Genomic DNA, 17,502 nt, shown 5'->3' with positions numbered 1-17,502 from the left:
ACCCGCCTGTGCATCTGCGGCTATTGCCGTTCATTCGACCGAATCACCTACAGTTGACCGCTGACATGGGCATGACCACGGCAGACCACGAGACCTTCGAGGCGTTCTATCAGGACGTCCGTGGACGCCTCCTTCTCCAAACCTGGTCGCTGACCGGGGATCTGGAGGCCGCCAAGGCCGCCGTGCGCGGCGCGCTGGTCATCACCTGGCACCACTGGCGCAAGGTGAAGCCGATGGACGACTTCGAGCGCGAGGACTGGGTCCGCCCGATCGCCTGGTCCAAGGCGATCCGCAACCACTCGGTGCCGCTGCTCCACCGCGACCAGACGATCGCGCCGGAGGCCCGCCACACCCTCTCCGCGCTGCGCAGCCTGCCGCTCCACGACCGCAAGGTCTTCCTGCTCGGCCACCTCACCAGCGTCGACCTGGCCCAGCTGGCCCGCGAGGTCGGCACCCCGATCAGCCGCACCGAGACCGACCTGCAGGGCGCCAACGCCGCCATCTGCGCCGAGCTCGGGATCGCTCCGGAGCAGCTGCAGTCCATCTTCGACCCGCTCGTCGACGTGCTCACTGAGCAACCTTGGCCGAAGACCTCGACGATCACCACCGCCGGCGCCGTACGCCGCCGGGTGCACACCACCATCGGCGCGGTCGCGGCCATCGCCGCCCTGGTCGGCACCGGCTTCTTCGTCACCCAGGATGCCGAGACCGAGCCACGGCTCAACACCCTCTCGATGCAGTCTGCGGCCGAGGAGTTCGAGGTCGAGCCGAGCCAGATCCCCGGCAAGAAGCTCACCGCCAAGGACCTGATGACCGAGGAGGAGGTCGCGAAGATCTACGGCGGCTCCTGGGCCGTCGACATCTCCTCCGACAACCTCGAGGGCACCGGCCTCACCATCCCCTGCCAGGCCGACACCTCGGCCGACAAGCGGCCGGCCGCGAGCCTGGCGCGCACCTTCATCGCCAAGGCGAAGGCGACCACCGCCGGCACCACGATCGAGTCGTCAGTCGACGCGAAGGCGGCGGCTGCGGCGTACAAGAAGATGCAGGGGTGGTACGCAGCGTGCGCCGAGCCCCGTTACCAGCTGATCTTCACCGAGTCGGTCGACGGCATCGGCGACCAGGCGACTCTCTTCACCTACCGCGACTGGGAGAACAACCGAGCGGTCACCTACGGCGTCGCGCGCACCGGCAGGCACACCGCCGCGGTCACCGTGAAGACCGAGGGCAAGTCCAGCACGACCGCGGCCAAGACCTCCACCATGCTCGGCACCGCCGTCCACAATCTCTGCTCGATGCCGGGCGCGGGCGCGTGCGTGGAGACCAAGCGACCGCGTACGACGGTGGTCCCGATCGCCACCGGCAAGGCGCCCGGGCTGATCAACGAGACCGATCTGCCCCCGGTCAGCACGATCGGTGACCCGTGGGAGGGCACCGAGGCGAAGCCGGCCAAGACCAACCCCGCTCAGACCCGCTGCGACAACACCGAGTTCAACGCCAAGGGCATGACCGGCGCCCAGACGCGCTCCTTCGTGATCCCCGAGACGAAGAAGAAGCTCGCCCCGATCTTCGGGCTCACCGAGACGGTCGGCAAGTTCGGCTCCGCCAAGGAGGCGCAGGCCTTCAACGTCGCGATCAAGGGCCGGCTGGACAAGTGCAGCGACAAGCAGCTCGGCAGCCACGTCACCCAGCTCGCCACCGAGTCCATCAAGGACGGCGCGATCACGGTATGGGACATCCGGGTGGAGCTCGAGAACTCGTCGATCTACTACCGGATGGCCGCGATCCGGCGCGGCGCCAACGTCGCCCAGATGAGCTTCGTGCCCGACGGCGACGCTGACATCAGCAACTCCGACTTCGTTGCGCTCACCAAACGCGCCGCCTACCGGCTCGACTATCTCTGAGCCCAGAATCTGAGCCCAGAAATCTGGGCCCAGATTCCTCCCGGATGCAACCGGACCCGCCTCCCATGCATCTGACCCTCTGAGGCTGGCGCAGGGCCAGATCAGGGTCCGGCCAGTCTGGGGAGGCAAGCGATGGACGAGGACGAGTTCGACGCGTTCTACAACGCGTCCTTTCGTCGCGTGTGCGCTCAGGTGTACGCCATGATCGGCGACTCCGACGAGGCCGCCGAATGCGTCCAGGAGGCCTTCGCCCGCGCCTGGGCGCACCGGCGAAAGATGTCCTCGGTCGACTACCCCGAAGCCTGGGTCCGCACCACCGCCTACCGCCTCGCGGTGGGCCGCTGGCGAAGAAAGAAGTACGCAGGCCGCGTCACCGACAGGGCCGTCGGCATCCGTACGGAGATGCCCGCCGTCGACGAGACCCATGTCGCCCTCGTCGCCGCGCTCAAGAAGCTCCCCGAGGCCCAGCGCCAAGCCATCGTCCTGCACCACATCGCCGACCTGCCGGTCCACCAGGTGGCCGCCGAGGTCGGCGTGCCGACCGGAACCATCAAGGCCCGCCTCTCCCGCGGGCGCACTGCGCTGGCAGCTCTGCTGGCCGACGAAGCGCCCGGCACGGCACTGGAAGGAGGCGTGCGATGAGTGACCCGATCTCCCGCCTGGACCAGTTCCGCGCGAATACCCCTGGAGCACCGATGAAGTCCGCAGCCGAGGTACGCCGCCGGGGTGACCAGATCCGCCGCCGTCAGCGCGCCCTCGTCACCGCCGGAGCCGTGGCCCTCACCGCGGTCGTCGCCGGACCGATCATCTTCCTCTCCGCCGGTTTCGGCGACAAAGCCATCGAACCGCAGCCCGCACCGGCGCCGAGCCAGACGCCGAGCACGGTGGCACCGAGCCCGTCAGCCTCGGCCCCCGCTTCGGACCTCACCCGCGCCAACCTCCCGTCGGAGGACGACCTGGTCGCCGAAGACCCCTATCCGCAGTGGGTCCTGGAGCAGACCTACGACGGCGAGGGGCGGGGCGACCACAACGAGTGCCTGGCGACGTTGGCCGACTCGGGCGCGTTGGCGACCTTCCGCCGCGACTTCATCGCCGAGGCCGGGCAGGAGTACGCGGACTCGGCCGGCACGCTGAAGGCGGTCGTCGCCGAGTTCGGCTCGGCCGACGAGGCCGAGAAGGCGCGCGCGGAGTTCTCCGACGCCGCGAGCTCCTGCACTGCCGTCGACGGCACGGAGGTCGCCGGCTCGCTCCCGGTCGAGGGCGGCGTCGTCACCGGTGGCGACATCAACGTGGTGACGTACTTGTCGGAGGATCCGAACACGAACGCGGGCTGGGAGGTGGCGACCGCTGTCGTCGCCGCCGAGGACCGGCTGGTGGTGTTGACGCGGCGGCGCGGCGTACAGGACTACGTCTCGCCGACGACCCTGCAGACCTCCGCCGTCAACGCCGCTTACCGGCTGGTCGGTTCATCGCCGCCACCCGCGACGGCGTCGAGCTCAGCGTCCTCGAGCTCGTCCTCATCGGCATCCGCGCCCGCGGCGATCCTCAGCGACGCACATCTCGTTGTGGCCGGGTCGCTGCCAGGACTGCCGATGGAAGGTGAGTCGTCCGCGATCTGGCAGCAGGTCGCGCCGCAGCCGACCCCGACGCTCTACTGCCAGGGCGCCTGGCTCTCGTCGCTGAAGGCCGCCGAGTCGGTCAGCCGGGAGTTCCGCCTCGAGAACGGCGGCAGCCAGATCGGCAAGGTCAACGTGACGGTGCTGGAGTTCGCCGAGAAGGAGAACGCCGACGCCGCCTTCGACACGGTCCGCGGCTGGCTCGACGCCTGTCCGGCATCGTTGGACGACGCGAAGCTCTTCACCGCCCGGCCGGTCGAGGCCATCGCGATCGGCACCACGCCCGAGATCGACCGAGCCGCGCAGACGCTCGCCGAGTACGCCGCCGACTGCGGTGGCGAGGGCTGCGACGCCACCTGGTACGACCACCAGACCGTCGCCCAGCTCGGGACCCGACTCGTGCTGGTCACCCATGCCGAGGCCGGTGGCCCCTGCCCGCCGACCAGAGCCTGCCCGCCGGAGGAGGCCTCGGACTACACCGAATGGGACAACCGGGTCGCCCAGACGGTCGAGGCCACCGTGGACCGAGCCTTCCAGGACCTGCCCTGATGAGGACCCAGTGCAATTGACCTTTACGCTCGCACATGCCACCGCTGACACTGGCGCTCGGGCAAGAGTCATGGAAAGCCAGCCGGGGAGGCGAACGATGGACGAGGACGAGTTCGACGCGCTGTACAACGCGTCGTACCGCCGCTTGTGTGCTCAGCTGTACGCCATGATCGGCGACTTCGACGAGGCTGCGGAGTGCGTCCAGGAGGCGTTCGCCCGTGCCTGGGCGCACCGGCGGAAGATGTCCTCGGTCGACTACCCCGAAGCCTGGGTCCGCACCACCGCCTACCGTCTCGCGGTGGGCCGCTGGCGCCGGAAGAAGTACGCCGGGAGGGCCGCCGACAGAGCCGTCGGCGCCCGCACGGAGATGCCGGCGGTCGACGAGTCCCACGTGGCTCTCGTCGCAGCGCTGAGGCAGCTCCCGGAGGCGCAGCGCCAGGCCATCGTCCTGCACCACATCGCCGACCTGCCCGTTCATCAGGTGGCCGCCGAGGTCGGTGCGCCCACCGGCACCATCAAAGCCCGCTTGGCTCGAGGACGAGCCGCCCTCGCGGAGCTGCTCGCCGAGGACAATCCCGGCGCCGTCTGGAAGGAGGCCTGAGATGAATGACCCGATCTCGCGTCTGGACCAGTTCCGCGCCGATGCCCCCGGAGCGCCGATGAGCTCCGCAGCCGATGCACGGGGCCGAGGTGACCAAATCCGGCGCCGCCGTCGTGCCGTCGTGACCGCAGGCACGGCGGCCCTGGCCGCCGTCGTCGCCGGGCCGATCATCTTCCTCTCCACCGGACTCGGCGACAAGGGCATCGACCCCGCACCGGCACCGAGCGACAGCGCGGCTGCGCCCAGCGCGTCCGCCTCTGCGCCGGCGTCCGACTTCAGCCGGGCCAACCTGCCGACCGAGGACGATCTGGTCGCCGACGACCCCTATCCGGCATGGGTCCAGGAGCAGACCTACGACGGCGAGGGCACCGACACCTACAACGACTGCCTCACCGAATCGCTGGGCGACTCGGGCGCGCTGACGACGTACCGCCGCGACTTCGTCGCGGAGCCCGGGGAGGAGATGGCAGACGCGGCAGGCACGCTGAACGCGGTCATCGCCGAGTTCGGCTCGGCCGACGAGGCCGAGAAGGTACGCACCGACCTCTCCGACGCCGCTACCTCGTGCCCCGGCGTGGACGGAGCTGAGGTGGCCGGCTCGCTCCCGGTCGAGGGCGACGTCATCTCGGGCGGGGACATCGACGTGGTGACGTACCAGCCCGACGACCCGGACATGAACGCGGTCTGGGAGACCGCGACGGCCGTCGTCTCCGCGGAGGACCGGGTGCTGGTGATGACCCGGAAGCGTGGCGTCCAGGACTACGTCTCACCCACCACCCTGCAGACCTCTGCCGTCAACGCCGCCTACCGGATGGTCGGCGCCGCGCCCCCGGGCGAACCGTCCACCGACCCGACGGAGACAGGATCGCCCGCGGCGGAAGGTCTCAGCGCCGTCAACCTGATCGATGGCAGCACCCTCCCCGCGCTCGACCGCTTCGAGAGCTCGCTCGGCTGGAACCAGTACACGCCCACTCCCGACGTACCGACCCTCGCCTGCCAGAAGGAATGGCTCTCCACGCTCGGACCCACGGCGAAGATCGCGTCCGACTACCGCTGGGACACCGACAGCGCCATGGTCGGCCAGGTCCACGTGGCGGTGCTGGAGTTCGCCGACGAGAACGCCGCCGGCGCTGCGTACAACGAGGTCATGGAGTGGATGGAGGTCTGCCCGGCCAACAAGCTCGGCGTCGACCCGGACGTCACCGCGCTGCCCATGGACGTCAGCTCCGAGCTCGATGCCGGGCCGAAGCGCGCGGCACGGTCGCAGGCGACGTACCCCGGGGAGGACGGCAACGACAGCATGTGGTTCGAGACCGAGCTGGTCGCGGAGTACGAGACTCGGCTCGTCCTGGTTGGCTACGCCGAGCTCGCCGGCCCCTGCCCGCCGAGCACCGGCGACAAGAACGACCCGTGCTACCAGCCCGACCAGCCCGACTCCTGGCCCAGCCGGATCCTCGCGATCGAGAAAGCGGCGATCACCGCCGGGATCAGCGACCTGCGCTGACGGACACCACTCAAACACGATATGGTTGATCGTCTTTCATGACTTAGCGCGTGGAGACTCCTGTCACAACGCGCTCATCCAAGGAAGACACGTACTGGTCATGGCGTTTGGGCCCATCAGAGCCCCGACCCGCATCAACCTTGGAGAAGCCCTCTCGTGTCCACCGCCCCCACTGCACCCGCCAGGCGGCGGTTGCCGCTTCCGTCCTTCTCGGTCCAGATCATTCTGGGCCTCGTCCTCGGCGTCGCCCTCGGTGCGGTCGCGCGAGCGATGGGTCCCGGGGCCGGCGACGAGGCCAACTGGCTGACGACGACCCTCGCCACGATCGGCGACTCGTTCGTCTCGCTGCTCAAGGCCGTCGTCGTACCGCTGATCTTCACCGCCATCGTCGCCTCGATCGCCAACCTGCGTACGGTCAGCAACGCGGCCCGGCTCGCGGGCCAGACGTTGCTGTGGTTCGCCATCACCGCGGCGATCTCGGTCGCCATCGGCATCGGCCTCGGGCTGCTCTTCCGGCCCGGCAGCAACACCGCGGTCAGCACCGCCGACGCGGCCGAGGCCGGCGCGTCCGCCTCGTGGCTCGACTTCCTCCAGGGCCTGATCCCCGGCAACTTCCTCGGCCTCGAAGCATCGACCAGCGTCGAGCAGGTCGGCGGGAGCCCGCTCGCGGAGACCGCGCTGAGCTTCAACGTCCTCCAGGTGCTCGTGGTCGCCCTCGCGATCGGCATCGCGGCGCTCAAGACCGGCGAGAAGGCCGAGCCGTTCCTCGCCTTCAACCGCTCCTTCCTCGCCATCGTGCAGAAGGTGCTGTGGTGGATCATCCGGCTGGCGCCGATCGGCACCCTCGGCCTGATCGGCAACGCGGTCGCGTCCTACGGCTGGGACTCGCTGAGCTCCCTGGCCTGGTTCGCGGTCGCCGTCTACGTCGGCCTGGCACTGGTCCTGTTCGTCGTCTACCCGGTCCTGCTGCGGGTCAACGGCCTCAACCCGCTGGCGTACTTCCGCGGCGCCTGGCCGGCGATCCAGCTCGCCTTCGTGTCGCGCTCCTCGGTGGGCACCATGCCGGTGACCGAGCAGGTGACGGTCAAGAACCTCGGCGTCCCCCGGGAGTACGCCTCGTTCGCCGTCCCGCTGGGCTCGACCACGAAGATGGACGGCTGCGCGTCGATCTACCCGGCGATCTCGGCGATCTTCGTCGCCCAGATCTTCGGGATCGACCTCGGCATCACCGACTACCTGCTGATCGCCTTCGTCTCGGTCGTCGGCTCGGCCGCCACCGCGGGCCTCACCGGCGCCGTCGTGATGCTGACCCTCACGCTCTCGACCCTCGGCCTGCCGCTGGCCGGCGTCGGCCTCCTGCTCGCGATCGACCCGATCCTCGACATGGGACGTACCGCGGTCAACGTCGCCGGACAGGCGCTCGTGCCGACCATCGTGGCCAAGCGCGAGGGCATCCTCGACATCGACCGCTACCGCTCCGCCTCCGCGGCCGGGCTCCTGGCCGACGACGAGCCCGTCAAGGAGACGGTCGCCGCCTGACGTCCGCGGACAGCCCCGGACGTACGCGATCGAGCGCCCCGGCAGCCAACTGGCTGCCGGGGCGCCTCCGTCTCATCCGGGGTAGGGCGCGTAGCCACGCGCGGTCCGCAGGGCCTCGGCCCACCAGGAGAGCTGGGCGAGCATGCCCTTGGCGTAGACGGCCGAGTCCGGGTCGTTGGGCCGACCGTTCTCGTCGAGGCGCTCCCAGTAGCGCGGGAAGGCGAGACGCGCCTGGAGAGGGTGGGCGTGCAGCTCGGTGAGCACGTTCTCCAGGTGGAGCGCGGCGTGGCGGCCGCCGCTGTCGCCACCATAGGAGACCAGCGCGACCGGCTTGGCCTGCCACTGGGTGAAGTGCCAGTCGAGGGCCGACTTCAGCGAGGCCGGATAGCTGTGGTTGTACTCCGGCGTGACGACGACGAAGCCGTCGGCAGCCTCGAGCGCCTCGGTCAGGTCGCGCTGACCGTCCGGCCGCGGGTAGTCGTCGCCGGCCGCCTTCGGCGACTCGGCGGGCAGGGACAACGGGATCTCATGGTCGGCCAGGTCGATCAGCTCGACGTCGAGACCGCCGTACGCCTCGGCCTGCTCGGCCACCCAGGAGCCGAAGATCGGGCCGCCGCGGCCTTCCCGGACGCTGGCGGTGATGACTGCGATACGTAGTGGTGTGTTCATGCCGTCCAGGTTCACGCGGATCGGCGGCCGGCGGGAGACCGAGCCGAGGCTGGCCCCAGCAGGGCCACCCTGACCGCCTTGCCGGGCCGTAGGCTTGATGACATGCCAGCCAACGCGGGAGCCCTCGGCTCGTACATCCGGGACCGCCGCGACCAGACCACGCCGGAGAGCGTCGGTCTCCCGGAAGGCGTACGCCGCCGAGCCCCCGGCCTGCGGCGCTCCGAGCTGGCCACGCTGGCCGGGATCAGCGTCGAGTACCTGGTCCGGATCGAGCAGGGCCGCGACCGGCATCCTTCCCCGCAGGTCCTGCGCGCGATCGGTGACGCGCTCCGCTTCGACGCCGCCGCCCACGAGCACCTGCGCACCCTCGCGATGGCCTCCAGCGGCCAGTGCCTCGGCCCGTTCTCGTCCGGCCGTGACGTACGCCCCGGCGCACGCGCCCTGGTGGAGCAGTTCGAGCCGGGCATCGCCGTGCTCACCAACCGGCTCGGCGACATCCTCGCCCACACGTCCACGTTCGACCTGCTCGCTCGGCCCCTGGGGATGCTCGACCACGCGGAGCCCAACCTGACCGCGTACGCCTTCCTCGATCCGCGCGCCCGGGAGGCGTTCCCCGACTGGGCGCGGGTGGCCGACGACCTGGTCGCCAACCTCTACCGCGGCCCCAACCCGATCGCCGCGCGGATGATGATCGAGGCGATGTCGGACCGGGCGGGACCGGAGTTCACCGACCGGCTGAGCCGCCACGACCCGCCTCACGGCGGCGTATGGCGCTGGCTGCATCCCGATGCCGGCGAGCTGCGGTTTGACGTCGAGGAGCTCGAGCTTCCGGCGGCCGACAACCAGCAGATCCAGGTGCTGATGCCGGCCGACGACGCCACCGCCGAGGCCCTCGACGCGATGCGGCGCCGCCGCTCGGGCGCCCTGCGCGCGGTCTGACCTACGGGATGTAGAGCTTGTACCCAGGGGGCAGCTTGTCGGGTGCCCTGGTGCCGTTGTAGATCCGCAGCTCCTCCTCGGTGATGCGGAACCTCTTGGCAACGCTTGCATAGGTGTCTCCGGCGACGGTCGTGTAGACCGTCTCGCCGGTGCCGGGCTGGGGTTTCGGCTTCGGCTTGGGCTTGACCGCCTTGGCCGGGATCTCGATCGTCGCGCCGGCGAGCAGCTTGGTGGGGTCCTCGTAGCCGTTGTGCGCCATCAGCGCATCCGCGGTGACGCCGAACCTCTTGCCGATGCTGACGAACGTGTCACCGGCGACGACCTTGTACTTCTTCAGCTTCGGCTTCGCCGTCGGGATCTTGATCTCGCTCCCCGCCAGCAGCTTGGTGGGATCCTCGTAGCCGTTGTAGGCCATCAGCTCGCCCACCTCGACGCCGAACTTCTTGGCGATGCCGGAGAAGGTGTCACCGGGCGCCACGGTGTACGTCTTCCCGGCAGGCTTTGCGGGCGGGCTCACCACGAGCTCCGCCCCCGCTCGGATCTTGGCGGGGTCGGCGATCTGGTTCCAGGTCGCGAGGTCGCTGACCTTGACGCCGTACTTCCCGGCGATCCGGGAGAGCGTCTCCCCCGGCTGGACGGTGTGGGTCCTCCGGTCGGGCTCCGCCTGAGCCACACTCCGATCCACACCCTGGGTCGGTGCCGCCGCCACCGGCGGCAAACCCACGGCCAACGACGTGATCGAAGCCGAGAACCCGATACCTACGACACCCGAGATCAAACGTGCCATTCGCTTGGCCATGGTCAGCACATTAATCCGTGCAGATGCTCAAGCGTGCGCATTCGGAGCAATTCCGCCAGAGATGCCGACCGCCCCGCGACCATGACGGTCGCGGGGCGGTCAGGAACTGACGTACGTCAGAGGGACTGCAGGATCTCGCGAGCGAGAGCAGCGGTCTCCGACGGGGTCTTGCCGACCTTGACGCCGGCGGCCTCGAGGGCCTCCTTCTTCGCCTGCGCGGTGCCGGCGGAGCCGGACACGATCGCACCGGCGTGACCCATGGTCTTACCCTCCGGCGCGGTGAAGCCGGCGACGTAGCCGACGACAGGCTTGGAGATGTTCTCCTTGATGTAGGCCGCGGCCCGCTCCTCGGCGTCGCCACCGATCTCACCGATCATGACGATGAGCTTGGTCTCGTCGTCCTTCTCGAACGCCTCGAGGGCGTCGATGTGGGTGGTGCCGATGATCGGGTCACCGCCGATGCCGATGGCGGTGGAGAAGCCGAAGTCCTTCAGCTCGTACATCATCTGGTAGGTCAGCGTGCCCGACTTGGAGACGAGACCGACCGGGCCCTTGCCGGTGATGGTGTGCGGGGTGATGCCGGCCAGCGACTCGCCCGGCGTGATGATGCCGGGGCAGTTCGGGCCGATCATGCGCGTGGCCTTGCCCTGCAGGTAGGACCACACCTCGGCGGTGTCCTGGACCGGGACGCCCTCGGTGATGACCACGATCAGCGGCATCTCGGCGTCGATGGCCTCGATCGCGGCATCCTTGGTGAACGCCGGCGGCACGAAGAGCACCGACACGTCGGCGCCGGTCTCCTTCATCGCCTCCGCGACCGTGCCGAACACCGGGAGCTCCACGTCGGCGCCCTGGGCGTCCTTGTGGGTGACCGTGGTGCCGGCCTTACGGGCGTTGACGCCACCGACGATCTGGGCGCCCGAGTCGAGCATCAGGGCGGTGTGCTTCGCACCCATGCCGCCGGTGATGCCCTGGACGATGACCTTGCTGTCCTTGTTGAGGTAGATGCTCATGTTTCTCTCTCCTGACCTCAGGCGTTGGCCAGCTCGGCGGCCTTGTCGGCGCCGCCGTCCATGGTGTCGACGATGGTGACCAGCGGGTGGTTGGCCTCACTGAGGATCTGGCGACCCAGGTCCACGTTGTTGCCGTCCAGACGCACGACGAGCGGCTTGGTGGCCTCGTTGCCGAGGATGTCCAGCGCGCCGACGATGCCCTTGGCGACCTCGTCACACGCGGTGATGCCACCGAAGACGTTCACGAACACGGACTTGACCTGCTCGTCGTTCAGGATGACGTCGAGACCGTCGGCCATGACCTGCGCGTTGGCGCCGCCACCGATGTCGAGGAAGTTGGCGGGCTTGACGCCGCCGTGAGCCTCACCTGCGTACGCGACCACGTCGAGGGTCGACATGACCAGACCCGCGCCGTTGCCGATGATGCCGACCTGGCCGTCGAGCTTGACGTAGTTGAGGCCCTTGTCCTTGGCCTTGGCCTCGAGCGGGTCCTCCTCGTCACGGATGACGAACTGCTCGTGGTCCTCGTGGCGGATCTCGGAGGCGTTCTCGTCCAGCGACACCTTGCCGTCCAGGGCCTCCAGCTTGTCGCCCTCGAGGCGAGCCAGCGGGTTGACCTCGACGAGCGTCGCGTCCTCCTCGGTGAACACCGTGTAGAGGCTCTGGATCATCGCGACGGCCTGCTCGAAGACGGGCTCCGGGAAGCCGCACTCGGTCGCGATCTCGCGCGCCTTGGCCTCGTCGACACCCGTGCCGGGGTCGATGCCGATCTTCTTCACGGCGTCGGGGTTGGTCTTGGCGACCTCCTCGATCTCCACACCACCCTCGACAGACGCGATGCAGAGGTACTGCCGGTTCGACCGGTCCAGCAGGAAGGAGAAGTAGTACTCCTCCACCGGCGGGGTCGCCGGCGTGATCAGCACCCGGTTGACACGCAGGCCCTTGATCTCCATACCGAGGATGTTCGAGGCGTGCTCGAACGCCTCGTCCGCGGTCTTGGCCAGCTTCACGCCGCCGGCCTTGCCTCGGCCACCGGCCTTGACCTGCGCCTTGACGACGCAGAAGCCGATCTCCTCGGCGGCCTTCCTGGCTTCCTCAGCCGTCTCGACGACGACACCTTCGGTCACGGCGACGCCGTGCTTGGCGAAGAGCTTCTTCGCCTGGTACTCCATGAGATCCACTGATCCACCTGGTCTGTGTGTTGCGGTACGGGGGCCGTACCGCATTGATCAGCGGTCGACGCCCTCGTCTTCAGATGTGTCCGTCCAGCACCATAGACCCCGCCGAGCCGGACTTACGAGCCCAGGGCACACGACGTGACGTACGCCACTAGCGGGGCGTGGGGCCGGACACACCGGACATATACCAACAAATTGGCAACCTTGGGTAACAGTCCGTAGCCCTACGTAGTGACCCCCGTTTGACCCCGTACGACGCGGCCCGAGGCCCGGGGGCCGGCAGGTTTTGACACCGTATCGAGGCTCAAATGGGCCGATGACACGCGTTTCGGGTGACATGAATAAGTCGCAATCGAGTTCCGAATCTGGCGGAAATACGCAGATCAGCGACTGATTCGGCCACAGCCGTTGGTGAAATCAGCGAAACGGGCGTGCCACATTTCTTGACCGCGCCCTTCGGTCCGTTACAGTCATGGCTCGCCGTCTGACCCCGAACAGCGGAGATATGAACTGATGGGCAACCACCGAGCCGACGTCACAAGTGACAGTCCGCGTTCGGTCACCCCTTCCCCCGGAGCAACCACGAGCAGCAGCAGCTACGTTGGGAAGCGGCGCGCAGCGCCGGCGACCGACAGCCCTGCCTCCAGGCCTGCCCCGCGGGCGACCGGATCGACCTCCTACGTCGGGAAGCGGCGCGCCGCGCCGTCCCCCGCCGTTGGGACCGCGAAGCCATCCCCCGCCCCTGAGATTCCTGAAGAGCCGGTCGCCAAGGCCCGGCCCAACCGTGTGGTCCTCGAGCAGACCGGCAAGCTGCCGGTCGTCGGGTCCCCGCGCACCGACGAGGCCCACGACGGCCGCATCTCGACGGGTGAGCTGCGTGCTCTCGTCGAGGGCGACGGCCCGTCCTTCCCGGCCTCGTTCCCGACGCCGCCGCCCTTCGCGGCGACCCCGATCGTGCCCGTGCAGCGCCGGGCGGCCCAGATCGACCCGGTCCTGGCCGACCTGCTCTCCTCGATGGGCATCGACCCGGACAAGGTGACCCCCGAGGTGCTCGAAGACCTCGGCGTCGGAGGCATGACGACCTCTGAGCTCACCATGTTCCTCACCCAGCCGACCAAGCCCGCGCCGACCAAGGCGACGTCGAGCAGGTCGGTCTCGACCAAGACGCCGCCGCGCGGCGTTCCGGCCGTTCCCGCAGCTCCGGCAGTTCCCGCGCCGGTGCTTCCCGAGCCGGTGGCGCCCGTCGCCCCGGTCGCTTCTGTCGTTCCTGAGCCGACCTTCCAGGCGCCCGAGCCGACGCACACGCCGAAGCCGCTGCGGATGGCCAACACGTTCGCGCCGCTGACCGGCAAGATCCGCGCTGTGCGCGAGGCCCGCCAGATCCCGGCTCCGCCGGTGGCGCCGGTGGCGCCGGCTGCTCCGGCCTACGAGCCGGAGATCCAGGAGCCCCGCGGGTTCCAGGAGGCGTTCGACGCGCCGCCGACGTCGTTCAAGATCGACACGACCTCGTTCCCGGCCCCGCCGGTGTCCCTGCCGCAACAGATCGACTTCGACTCGATGGCGATCGACCTCCCGGCCGAGACCTACACCGTGGATGCGCCCTACTACGAGGCGCCGCAGCCCCACGAGGCGTACTACCAGGACGACTACGCCGACGGTTACGACAGCGACCCGCAGCAGGCCGAGACCTACTTCCGCGCCGACACCGGCAGCATCGACCTGCCGAGCATCAGCGAGATCGCGACGTACCGGCCCGAGCTGCACGACCTTCCGGCGGTCGAGACCACCGGCACGATGGTCGGCATCGGCGGCCCCACCCGTCCCCGCACCCGACGCGCCGCCGCTGCGGCGGCCGGTGGCCGCCCGACGGTCCCTCTGACCGCCGGCGCCGCTGCTCTCGCCGCCGCCATCGGTGGCATCGCGCTGACCGGCGGCCCGACGATGGTCGCCGCTGATGACGTACGCCTCGTCGGCGCCACCGCGCTCGGTGGCGACAGCGACATGGTCGTCGTCGGTGACCGCTCCGCGACCGTCACCCGCAACGACGAGCGCTCCGAGGCCGACACCGCGGCGAGCGACCGCGAGAAGGCGCTCCAGGGCGTCGACGTCCAGGCCGACAAGCAGGACAAGTTCCTCAAGTCGAACATGTGGGAGCTGCCGATCCCGGCGGGCGTCTACCGCATCACCGGCACCTTCGGCTCCTCGGGCTCCAACTGGTCCAGCACCCACACGGGTCTCGACTTCGCGGCCCCCTACGGCACGCCGATCCACGCGATCGCCCGCGGCACGGTCACCGAGACCGCCTGGGGCGGGGCGTACGGAAACCGGACGATCATCACCCTCGAGGACGGCACCGAGATCTGGTACTGCCACCAGAGTGACTACGGCGTCTCCGTCGGCCAGACGGTCTCGCCCGGCGAGGTCATCGGCTACGTCGGCTCGACCGGTAACTCCACCGGCAACCACCTCCACGTGGAGGTCCGCCCCGGTGGTGGTGACGCCGTCGACCCCGACGCCGCCCTCAACGAGCACGGCGTCGACCCCAGCTGACGTCGAGTCGGCGCATCCTGACCGAAAAACCCCGCCGAGTCGGCTCGTCATGACGAGCCGACTCGGCGGCATTTCGGGTGAGAACGAGCCGACTCGACGCTGATCTCTGTCAGGACGAGCCGACTCGGCGCGTCAGAGCTTCTCGACGGGCGCGTAGCGGAGCAGGAGGCGCTTGACGCCAGTGTCGCCGAAGTCGATGCTCGCTACCTGCTTGTCGCCCGAGCCTTCGATGGTGACGACGGTGCCGAGGCCGAAGGAGTCGTGGGTGACCCGGTCGCCCGGGTCGAGCGAGGGCACCTCACGGGCCGGCTTCGACTTGGCGGCGACGTCGGCGCGCAGCGCGGCCGAGGAGAAGTTGCGGCGGCCGGCGGCCGTGGGCTGGCCGAGACGCTGGCCGCCACCCCAGCTGTCGTTGGCGAAGTTCGGCCGGCCCCACGAGGACATCTCCTTCTCCGTGCGCCGCCAGTCGACCAGGTCGACCGGGAGCTCGTCGAGGAAGCGGCTGCCGGGGTTGTGCGAGGGCGCGCCCCAGGCGGACCGAACGACGGCACGCGAGATGAAGAGCCGCTTCTCGGCGCGGGTGATCCCGACGTACGCCAGGCGGCGCTCCTCCTCGAGCTCGGTGCCGTCACCGAGGGCTCGGGAGTGCGGGAAGACGCCGTCCTCCATGCCGGTGAGGAAGACCGCGGGGAACTCCAGACCCTTGGCGGTGTGGAGCGTCATCAGGGTGACCACGCCGTCCTCGTCGTCGGGGATCTGGTCGGTGTCGGCGACCAGGGCCACCCGCTCCAGGAAGTCGCGGAGCCCGGGCTCGACGGTGCCGGCGTCGACGTCGGCGGGGTCGGCGCTCGGGGCCGCGACCGGGTCGTCGGAGAACTCACGGGCCACAGCGACGAGCTCGGCGAGGTTCTCCACGCGGGTCTCGTCCTGCGGGTCGTCGGACTCCTCGAGCGAGGCGAGGTAGCCCGATCGGTCGAGCACCGCCTCCAGGATGACATCGGCCCGCTCGCCGGCGGCGACCATCTGCAGCAGCTCCTCGACCATCGCGACGAAGGCCTTGATGTTGGTCAGGCTGCGGGTGGCCAGACCGGGGGCGTCCTCGGCCTTCTGCAGCGCGTCCCAGAAGGTCAGGCCGTCGCGCTCGGCGAGCGCGTTGACGCAGGCCACGGCGCGGTCGCCGATGCCCCGCTTGGGGGTGTTCAGGATCCTGCGGAGCGAGACCTGGTCGTCGGGGTTGGCCAGGGTGCGCAGGTAGGCCAGCGCGTCGCGTACTTCCTTGCGCTCGTAGAAGCGCACACCGCCGACGACCTTGTAGGGCTGGCCGGTGCGGATGAACACCTCCTCGAAGACACGCGACTGGGCGTTGGTGCGGTAGAAGACGGCGACGTCGGCGGCCTTGAGCCCACCGTCGACGAGCTTGTCGATCTCGTCGGAGACGAACCGGGCCTCGTCACGTTCGTCGTCGGCGACGTAGCCGACGATGCGGTCACCGTTGCCGGCGTCGCTCCACAGCGCCTTCTCCTTGCGACCCTTGTTGTGCTTGATGACCGCGTTGGCGGCGGTGAGGATCGTCTGCGTGGAGCGGTAGTTCTGCTCCAGCAGGATCGTGGTCGCGTTGGGGAAGTCCTGCTCGAAGTCGAGGATGTTGCGGATGTTGGCGCCGCGGAAGGCGTAGATCGACTGGTCGGCGTCACCGACCACCATCAGCTCGGCCGGCTCGGCGCGAGGGGTGTCCTCGGCGTAGGTGTCGGTCAGCGCGGTGTCGTCCATCCGGTCGGCGCAGAGCTCGTGGACCAGGGCGTACTGAGCGTGGTTGGTGTCCTGGTATTCGTCCACCAGCACATGCTGGAAGCGACGCCGGTAGACCTCGCGCACCTCCGGGTAGGTCCGGAAGAGCTCGACGGTCGACATGATCAGGTCGTCGAAGTCGAGGGCGTTCGCCTGCCGCAGACGCTTCTGATACTCCTTGTAGGCCGCCACATAGGTCTGCTCGAGGTGGTTGCGCGCGTCCTTCTCGGCCGCCTCGACGTCGCGCAGCTCGTTCTTCTGGTCGCTGACCCAGTTGAGCACCTGACCGGGCTGGTAATGACGCGGGTCGAGGTCGAGGTCGCTGAGCACCAGCTGCATCAGCCGCTTCTGGTCCTGGGCGTCGTAGATGGAGAAGTTGGACTTCAGCCCGACCTTGTCGATCTCCTTGCGGAGGATCCGTACGCAGGCGCTGTGGAACGTGGAGACCCACATGATCCGGGCGCGCTTGCCGACCAGGACCTCGACGCGCTCCTTCATCTCGGCCGCGGCCTTGTTGGTGAAGGTGATCGCCAGGATGCTGCCGGGGTGGGCGCCGCGCTGCGAGATCAGCCACGCGATCCGCCGGGTCAGCACCCGGGTCTTGCCCGACCCTGCTCCCGCGACGACCAGGAGGGGCGCCCCCTGGTGCTGCACGGCGGCCTTCTGGGGCTCGTTCAGCCCGTCGAGGAGCTCCTCGGTGCTCGGGCCACGCCGTTTCGTACGCGGCTCGTCGGCCGGCTGCGCCGAGGCGAAGGCCTCGAGGCCCGGAATGGTTGCGACAGGGGTCTGGTCAGGCGTACTCATGCTGGCTCCAGCCTAGAGTGCGCCACCGACAAGTCGCGGGTCGGCGGGC

Annotated in this window: 13 protein-coding genes; 8 read left to right on the top strand and 5 right to left on the bottom strand. The window is 69.3% G+C overall.

Annotation, left to right across the window (positions count from 1 at the left end; all coding sequences use genetic code 11):
• The first annotated feature begins 71 nt into the window (after positions 1 to 71).
• The 6 genes from OG801_RS19560 (at position 72) to OG801_RS19535 (ending at position 7,713) form a co-directional block, all read left to right on the top strand.
• On the top strand, positions 72 to 1,904 hold the full coding sequence (locus tag OG801_RS19560) for a hypothetical protein (protein ID WP_406030700.1): 1,833 nt from the start codon (positions 72 to 74) through the stop codon (positions 1,902 to 1,904).
• Between the two features lie 132 nt (positions 1,905 to 2,036).
• Positions 2,037 to 2,546: a SigE family RNA polymerase sigma factor gene (locus OG801_RS19555; protein WP_406030698.1), complete on the top strand. Its 510-nt coding sequence runs from the start codon at positions 2,037 to 2,039 to the stop codon at positions 2,544 to 2,546.
• Positions 2,543 to 4,069 (top strand): hypothetical protein, encoded by a 1,527-nt coding sequence (locus OG801_RS19550; RefSeq protein ID WP_406030696.1) that lies wholly within the window; start codon positions 2,543 to 2,545, stop codon positions 4,067 to 4,069. Before OG801_RS19555 ends, OG801_RS19550 begins: the two co-directional genes overlap by 4 nt.
• Positions 4,070 to 4,166: 97 nt before the next feature.
• Complete coding sequence (locus tag OG801_RS19545) at positions 4,167 to 4,670, top strand: SigE family RNA polymerase sigma factor (RefSeq protein ID WP_378834404.1); 504 nt, start codon at positions 4,167 to 4,169, stop codon at positions 4,668 to 4,670.
• 1 nt (position 4,671) lies between these two features.
• On the top strand, positions 4,672 to 6,174 hold the full coding sequence (locus OG801_RS19540) for a hypothetical protein (protein ID WP_406030694.1): 1,503 nt from the start codon (positions 4,672 to 4,674) through the stop codon (positions 6,172 to 6,174).
• A 156-nt stretch (positions 6,175 to 6,330) separates the two neighbouring features.
• Positions 6,331 to 7,713: a dicarboxylate/amino acid:cation symporter gene (locus OG801_RS19535; RefSeq protein ID WP_406030692.1), complete on the top strand. Its 1,383-nt coding sequence runs from the start codon at positions 6,331 to 6,333 to the stop codon at positions 7,711 to 7,713.
• 72 nt (positions 7,714 to 7,785) lie between these two features.
• On the opposite strand, the gene OG801_RS19530 is transcribed toward OG801_RS19535, so the two are convergent.
• The gene (locus OG801_RS19530) at positions 7,786 to 8,382 is read right to left on the bottom strand and encodes an NADPH-dependent FMN reductase (protein WP_406030690.1); all 597 of its coding nucleotides are present in this window, start codon (positions 8,380 to 8,382) and stop codon (positions 7,786 to 7,788) included.
• A 102-nt stretch (positions 8,383 to 8,484) separates the two neighbouring features.
• Here OG801_RS19530 and OG801_RS19525 point away from each other — a divergent pair, with 102 nt between their 5' ends.
• On the top strand, positions 8,485 to 9,321 hold the full coding sequence (locus OG801_RS19525; RefSeq protein ID WP_406030688.1) for a helix-turn-helix domain-containing protein: 837 nt from the start codon (positions 8,485 to 8,487) through the stop codon (positions 9,319 to 9,321).
• 1 nt (position 9,322) lies between these two features.
• Here the strand turns inward: OG801_RS19525 and OG801_RS19520 are convergent, their stop codons facing one another.
• From OG801_RS19520 to sucC, 3 genes are all read right to left on the bottom strand, one after another.
• Entirely contained in the window at positions 9,323 to 9,994 is a 672-nt protein-coding gene (locus OG801_RS19520) for a LysM peptidoglycan-binding domain-containing protein (protein ID WP_406030686.1), read from the bottom strand.
• A gap of 242 nt (positions 9,995 to 10,236) precedes the next feature.
• The gene (gene sucD, locus OG801_RS19515; protein ID WP_406030684.1) at positions 10,237 to 11,133 is read right to left on the bottom strand and encodes a succinate--CoA ligase subunit alpha; all 897 of its coding nucleotides are present in this window, start codon (positions 11,131 to 11,133) and stop codon (positions 10,237 to 10,239) included.
• Between the two features lie 17 nt (positions 11,134 to 11,150).
• Entirely contained in the window at positions 11,151 to 12,314 is a 1,164-nt protein-coding gene (gene sucC / locus OG801_RS19510) for an ADP-forming succinate--CoA ligase subunit beta (RefSeq protein WP_406030682.1), read from the bottom strand.
• A 510-nt stretch (positions 12,315 to 12,824) separates the two neighbouring features.
• Between sucC and OG801_RS19505 the strand changes: the two genes are divergently transcribed.
• Positions 12,825 to 14,861 carry a peptidoglycan DD-metalloendopeptidase family protein gene (locus tag OG801_RS19505; RefSeq protein WP_406030680.1) on the top strand — a complete coding sequence of 679 codons (2,037 nt, stop codon included), beginning with the start codon at positions 12,825 to 12,827 and terminating at the stop codon, positions 14,859 to 14,861.
• Between the two features lie 132 nt (positions 14,862 to 14,993).
• Here the strand turns inward: OG801_RS19505 and pcrA are convergent, their stop codons facing one another.
• The gene (pcrA, locus tag OG801_RS19500) at positions 14,994 to 17,453 is read right to left on the bottom strand and encodes a DNA helicase PcrA (RefSeq protein WP_406030678.1); all 2,460 of its coding nucleotides are present in this window, start codon (positions 17,451 to 17,453) and stop codon (positions 14,994 to 14,996) included.
• Positions 17,454 to 17,502 lie beyond the last annotated feature (49 nt).

The organism is Nocardioides sp. NBC_00163 (genome assembly GCF_045206295.1).
Lineage (GTDB): Bacteria > Actinomycetota > Actinomycetes > Propionibacteriales > Nocardioidaceae > Nocardioides.
The sequence above is the reverse complement of the archived record's forward strand: the minus strand, read 5'-3'. Positions and strand labels throughout refer to the sequence as shown.

Excerpts from the sequence above, each read along its gene's own strand:
- OG801_RS19560 (WP_406030700.1), top strand. The coding sequence starts at position 72 with ATGACCACGGCAGACCACGAGACCTTCGAGGCGTTCTATCAGGACGTC.
- OG801_RS19555 (WP_406030698.1), top strand. The coding sequence starts at position 2,037 with ATGGACGAGGACGAGTTCGACGCGTTCTACAACGCGTCCTTTCGTCGC.
- OG801_RS19550 (WP_406030696.1), top strand. The coding sequence starts at position 2,543 with ATGAGTGACCCGATCTCCCGCCTGGACCAGTTCCGCGCGAATACCCCT.
- OG801_RS19545 (WP_378834404.1), top strand. The coding sequence starts at position 4,167 with ATGGACGAGGACGAGTTCGACGCGCTGTACAACGCGTCGTACCGCCGC.
- OG801_RS19540 (WP_406030694.1), top strand. The coding sequence starts at position 4,672 with ATGAATGACCCGATCTCGCGTCTGGACCAGTTCCGCGCCGATGCCCCC.
- OG801_RS19530 (WP_406030690.1), bottom strand. The coding sequence starts at position 8,382 with ATGAACACACCACTACGTATCGCAGTCATCACCGCCAGCGTCCGGGAA.
- OG801_RS19525 (WP_406030688.1), top strand. The coding sequence starts at position 8,485 with ATGCCAGCCAACGCGGGAGCCCTCGGCTCGTACATCCGGGACCGCCGC.
- sucD (WP_406030684.1), bottom strand. The coding sequence starts at position 11,133 with ATGAGCATCTACCTCAACAAGGACAGCAAGGTCATCGTCCAGGGCATC.
- OG801_RS19505 (WP_406030680.1), top strand. The coding sequence starts at position 12,825 with ATGGGCAACCACCGAGCCGACGTCACAAGTGACAGTCCGCGTTCGGTC.
- pcrA (WP_406030678.1), bottom strand. The coding sequence starts at position 17,453 with ATGAGTACGCCTGACCAGACCCCTGTCGCAACCATTCCGGGCCTCGAG.